The organism is Rhodococcus sp. EPR-157, from assembly GCF_001647195.1.
Taxonomy (GTDB): Bacteria; Actinomycetota; Actinomycetes; order Mycobacteriales; family Mycobacteriaceae; genus Rhodococcoides.
Genome location: NZ_LVCV01000074.1, coordinates 1 through 5,448 on the forward strand (window position 1 = coordinate 1; position 5,448 = coordinate 5,448).

Annotated in this window: 4 protein-coding genes and 1 pseudogene; 3 read left to right on the plus strand and 2 right to left on the minus strand. The window is 64.3% G+C overall.

Going from position 1 to position 5,448, the window contains the following annotated elements; genetic code table 11:
- A pseudogene (locus A2J03_RS31450) lies at positions 1-872 on the minus strand (histidine kinase); the annotation flags it as partial.
- Between the two features lie 36 nt (positions 873-908).
- Here A2J03_RS31450 and A2J03_RS03170 point away from each other — a divergent pair.
- Positions 909-1,313: a response regulator gene (locus A2J03_RS03170; RefSeq protein ID WP_068369586.1), complete on the plus strand. Its 405-nt coding sequence runs from the start codon at positions 909-911 to the stop codon at positions 1,311-1,313.
- Positions 1,314-1,320: 7 nt separating this feature from the next.
- Here the strand turns inward: A2J03_RS03170 and A2J03_RS03175 are convergent, their stop codons facing one another.
- Positions 1,321-1,986 (minus strand): response regulator transcription factor, encoded by a 666-nt coding sequence (locus A2J03_RS03175; RefSeq protein WP_068369588.1) that lies wholly within the window; start codon positions 1,984-1,986, stop codon positions 1,321-1,323.
- A gap of 77 nt (positions 1,987-2,063) precedes the next feature.
- Here A2J03_RS03175 and A2J03_RS03180 point away from each other — a divergent pair, with 77 nt between their 5' ends.
- Complete coding sequence (locus tag A2J03_RS03180; protein ID WP_231912343.1) at positions 2,064-4,943, plus strand: ATP-binding protein; 2,880 nt, start codon at positions 2,064-2,066, stop codon at positions 4,941-4,943.
- A 26-nt stretch (positions 4,944-4,969) separates the two neighbouring features.
- Positions 4,970-5,448, plus strand: a 479-nt coding sequence (locus A2J03_RS03185; protein ID WP_156520168.1) for an SDR family oxidoreductase, incomplete at its 3' end; no start/stop codon positions are given.

Here is a 5,448-nt window from a genome sequence, read left to right on the forward strand (position 1 = left end):
GCCAGGATTGTGTAGCACCTGTCGGCGTCGTAACGAACCACGGAGACATGCTCGATGTCGAGACCGTCGGCGAGCTCGTGAGCGACAGCGGGGAACACATCGTCCGGTTCGGCCCGTAGTGCTACGAGCGTAGCGACGCGGCGAAGTGACGCTTGTTGACGCCCTAATGCAATGGTCTGCTCGTGCATCACTTGGCGATCCCTTGCGGCGGCGAGCAAGGCCTCGAGCGAGGGCACCACGCGTCGGATCCGGCGACCGTCGGTCTGGTCGAGTGTCGACGGCACGAGAAGGGTCCCAACGACGACGTCACCGTCTCGGAGAAGAATCTTGTTCTGATCTGAAGAAGCGGATGCGGTTTCAGGCCCCAACACTGCGTAGGGCAGGTCGAGAACGTCCGACAGCCGAGTCCCGGCTGCGTCGAGCATCTCCGGGCTGTAGTTCGATCGCAGCATTGTGCGCGCCAGCGACGCCAACAGGTCGGCCTCCCGGCGACGTTGGTCGGATTCCATGGCGCGCAGCCGCGATTGACCGACGAGAGTGTTGGTGAGCAGAGCCAGTGCCAGAAAGACGACAACGGCAGGGACGAGGCTCTCGCTGCTCTCGATGACGTGGATGTAGGCGTACGCGGCTGCGCTGGCCACTGAGGTGGCGATCGACATCCGGAAGCCCCAACCCGCGGACACGACGAGCACTCCGAACAGAAAGACAGCCCCGAACGCGTTTTCGGGTGCGATTCGTTTGAGCGTGAGCACGACCAAGATCTCCGTGGCGATCATGGCCGCAGCCAGAACGATTCCCCATGCCACCGGTGGTGAGCTCGGTCGAAGCACCATAGCGATGAGACGGTCGCGGCGCGCGACCTCGGTAGTCATCGGAAATACCGGCGGGTGGAATTACCGCTAGCCGGAATGTCGGGCCTCGCGATCTCTGACATTCTCGACCAGGTGATGTCCTCATCGTTCAGCTGCCTGATCGTCGACGACAGCAACGCGTTCTGCGTTGCTGCTCGCCGGGTGCTGGAAGAGGCTGGCATTGCCGTCGTCGGAACTGTCTCGACGTTGGCGGACGCGGTCGATACGGCGGTCACGGCCCATCCGGATCTCGTACTAGTCGACATCGACCTCGGAGCCGAAAGCGGGTTCGACGTCGTGGAGGCCCTGGATGCTGCCGCGTTGCACCCGAAGCCGTCGATCATTCTGGTGTCTACGCACGACGAGGAGGACTTTGCCGATCTGGTCGAAAACAGTTCAGCCATCGGGTACTTGCAGAAGTTCGAGCTGTCGGCGACTGCGATCGAGAACATGCTCCGATGACTGCAGTTCAAGCGACTGTGTCCAGGTACATGATCACCGCGCGGACCCGGCGGTGATCGTCCGCCGTCTCCGACAGGTCCAGCTTCGTGAGGATGCTGCGCACGTGCTTCTCGACGGTTCCCTCGGTGATCCACAGTCTTCGACCGATGCCCGCGTTGGACAGGCCTTCGGCCATGAGGGTCAGCACGTCTCGCTCACGGGCACTCAAAGCCCCCAGCGGGTCGTTCCGTCGTCTGGCAGCTACCAGCTCGTAGACGAGTGCTGGATCGATCACCGATGCTCCGCCCGCGACTCGGTCGACAGTGGAGACGAAGTCGGCGATATCGGTCACTCGGCTCTTGAGGAGGTAGCCGACTCCCTTTCGACCGTCACCGCCTTCGAGCAGTTCGAGCGCGTGATCCACCTCCACGTGCGCCGACAACAGCAGCATTGCGACGCCCGGGTACTCGGTTCGGATTCGCACAGCGGCATCGAGTCCTTCGGCCGTATACGTCGGAGGCATCCTGATATCGATGATCGCCAGCTCGGGTTGCTCCCGGCCGAGCAACGTCAGAAGTTCATCTGCGTCACCGGCTTGGCCGACGACCTCGAGTCCTGCCTGGGTAAGCAGACTCGACAAGCCTTCTCGCAACAGAACATCGTCGTCGGCGATCACCACTCGAACTTCGGACATCACACTCCCTCGACCAGACCCGAAGTTCGAAGTATCGGTGGCGACCACTGCGTCGGTCATCAGTCGATCGACTGTCCGTGCACAAGCGTCCGGTGCCACAATGGGTCGACTTCGGCGATCGAGGCGAGAACTATTGGGCGGTGGGCATGGCGGGCAGTCGTATCGACGGACCTACGCTCGGCGCGCCGTTGATCGGGCGGGACGACCTGACCGAGTCCCTGGCGCGACTCGCCCGGGAGCCGGGGAGCGGACACCGGGTGTTGTGGCTTCTGGGTGAGGCTGGAATCGGCAAGAGCACCCTGTTGCGGTACACGCATGACATCGCGTCCAGCGCCGGAGTCCGTGTCCTGGAGGCATCCGGCGTCGACGCGGAGACTCAGCAGGTGTTCTCCGGACTCCACCAGCTTCTGTGGCCTGTCCTCTCGTACGTCGACCGGCTCCCCGCAGCGATCAGGAGGCCACTGGACGAGGTGCTCGGACGCGCGCCCATGCCCGCCGCGATCGACATGTTCGCCTGCCGACATGCCGTGCTTCGTCTTCTCGAACTGCTGACGGACGAACGGGGCCTGGTTCTGATCGTCGACGACGCACATCAACTCGACAGGGACTCACTCGACTTGGTCGTCTATGCCGCACGCCGCGTCGTCGGGCCGATGCCGACGCTCTGCAGCGCACGCGGACATCGAGTTCCGGACGGCGTCGACCCCGGAGTGCCCGCTGTCGAAGTTCCAAGCCTGACCGATGCGGAGTCGGCGGTACTGCTCGACCGTCAGCCAGGGATCCCGTCCGATGCTGCTCGGCTGGACATCATTTTTCAGGCCGAGGGCAATCCGCTCGCGCTCATCGAGTTCGGCCGCGCAGTGGCGCGGTCGGGCAGTGGCATGCTGGCGGGTGCGGGACTCGACCGTCTTCGCCGGGTGCAGTCCATTTTCTCGGATCGGCTCGCCGCTCTGGCTCCAGACACTCGCACACTCCTGCTGTACGCCGCGTCCGGTTCGGGGTACGAAAGCGTAGACATCGTCACCGAAGCCGCAGGGTTCGGCTCCGACCTGTCGGTATGGGCAGAGGCCGAACGATCAGGTCTGGTCACTGTCGACGATCGGCGGGTCCAGTTCACCCATCCACTGGTCCGTGCAGCGGCCTACTCGGACTGCACCGTCGACGCCCGTCGCCGCGCGCACGAGGACTTCGCCGAGCAACTTCACGATGATCCACCGTGTCGAGCGTGGCACCGGGCAGCTGCTTCGGAGGGCACGGACGAGTCCGTTGCACGAGACCTGGAGGATGCCGCCGAACTGTCACAGCGGCGGGGTGGATTCTTCGAGGTGGCTCGCGCCTTGGAGCGGGCGGCGCGGTGCTCACCGGACGTGAACGAGGCAGCACGGCGATACGCCATGGCAGCGAACGCGGCATACATGGCGGGTGATCCTCGATGGGGTCTCGCGCTGGCCGGCTTGGCCCGACGAACAACCGATGTGCCCGATATCCGTAGTGCTGCAGCACTACCCACTGCCTCGATCCTTCTGCAGACCGCGCATCCGGATGAGTCTTTCGACGTCATCCGCCGGACCCTCACCGAGGACGCGCCGACCGACGAGAGCCTTGTGCTGGCTCTTCTGTTCACAGCCGTCGGTGCCGCGCACTTCAGTGGCGGAGAGGCGCGGCGTGAGGAGCTTCGACGGCTGGCCGAGAAACTGCCCGAAACGATATCCGACGGTGGCGACTTCATGTCGCCGATGCCGGAGGCCGCGAAAGAGTCCGTGCGTCGCTTGATCACCGAATACTCCACGTCGACATTGGGAACGGAGACCGTGGAACACCGCGCCGAGGCAGTGTCGATCTCGGCGCAAATTTCAGTTCTTCTGTCGGAAGGGACCCGTGCGTACCTGAGCGAGAACAGCGTCGACGCGCTGACCTACTTCACACAGGGGATCAGTGCTCTCCGCGAGTCCGGGAGCCTCGGAGTAGGTGCGATGGGAATGACCGCGTGTGTGGGTGCGCTGATCGACACCGGCCGCTGGAACGAGGTCGATGCGGCTGCGAACGAGGCTTCGGATGTCGCGGCAGTCGGCAGGATGGCACTTGTCGACGCTACGGTCGAGACTCATCGGGCGACGATCGAGACCTATCGGGGCAATCTTGCTCGTGCCGACGACCATGTCGCACGGGCCGCGGCGCTGTTCGAACCGCGCGCGAACGTTGCGCTCGCGGTGGACCTGCAACGCGTGTTGGCGACGATATCCTGTGCCCGGGGAGATTTCGAGGGTGCCTTCGAGCGGCTGCAGGGTCTGTTCGGTGCCGACGGCACACCCCTGCACAGTGTTCAATCTGCGCGTGCCCTGGCAGATTTCGCATGGGCTGGAGCCCGGAGTGGTCAGCATGCGACTGCCAGAAGGTCGGTTACGGCTATCGGTCGCGCACTGGGATCGCGCCCGCCGATGCGGATTCGGCTGCTGCGCCACTTGGCCGCGGCATTGGTCAGCGAGACGACGAAGACTGCGGAACGGCACTACCGGCTTGCGGTATTGGATCCCGACGCAGCCGAGTGGCCCGTCGAACGAGCGCGAGCGCAGATGCACTATGGCGAGTGGTTGCGCCGCACGCGCCGTCCCACCGACGCGCGTCCGCTTCTGTCCGCAGCGCTCGAGACCTTCGAACATGTCGGCGCTGTCATGTTCGCAGATATCGCGCGCGCTGAGCTACGTGCGGCCGGGGGATCGCGCGGTTCGCTGGTGAGGGAATCCGCGGGCGGTTGGAGCTCGCTCACCGCACAGGAGCAGCACATTGCATCTCTCGCGGCGGACGGCTTGACCAACCGTCAGATCGGTGAGCAGCTGCATCTCTCTCCTCGCACAATAGGTTCACACCTCTACCATGTGTATCCGAAACTCGGGGTCAGCAAGCGGCACGAACTGCGCGGTGTCATCGACACTGTCGCACAGCGAAGCGTGAACTGATCTCGTACCTCATGGGATTGGAGATGATGGTGACACCTACGGGACGCGCTTCGCGCGTCGTTGTCGTGACGGGCGCAGGTTCCGGGCTGGGACGGGCGATGGCTGTCCGGCTACTCGAGGTTGGCCATCACGTCGTGCTGGTCGGCAGGAACGCACGGAGTCTCGACGACACGGCTGCGGGGCACGAGAGGGCAGCGGTGTTCGTGTGTGACGTCTCCTCAGCCGAATCGGTGCACGAACTGTTCGGGTGGGTGTCGGCGCAGTTCGGCAGACTCGATGTGCTCGTCAACAACGCCGGTACGTTCGGGCCGTCCGGAAGTGTCGACGAGATCGACCCGCAGGCGTGGTCGGAGACCGTCGCCACCAACCTCACCGGCGTGTTTCTGTGCGCACGCGAAGCAGTGCGGATCATGAAGGCCCAGACTCCACGAGGGGGCCGGATCATCAACAACGGTTCGATCTCCGCGCACACCCCACGACCTGCCAGCGCCGCGTACACGGCGAC

What these genes read in the sequence shown, in the direction of transcription:
- A2J03_RS03175 (WP_068369588.1), bottom strand. Translation starts at nt 1,986, where the DNA reads ATGTCCGAAGTTCGAGTGGTGATCGCCGACGACGATGTTCTGTTGCGA.
- A2J03_RS03170 (WP_068369586.1), top strand. Translation starts at nt 909, where the DNA reads ATGTCGGGCCTCGCGATCTCTGACATTCTCGACCAGGTGATGTCCTCA.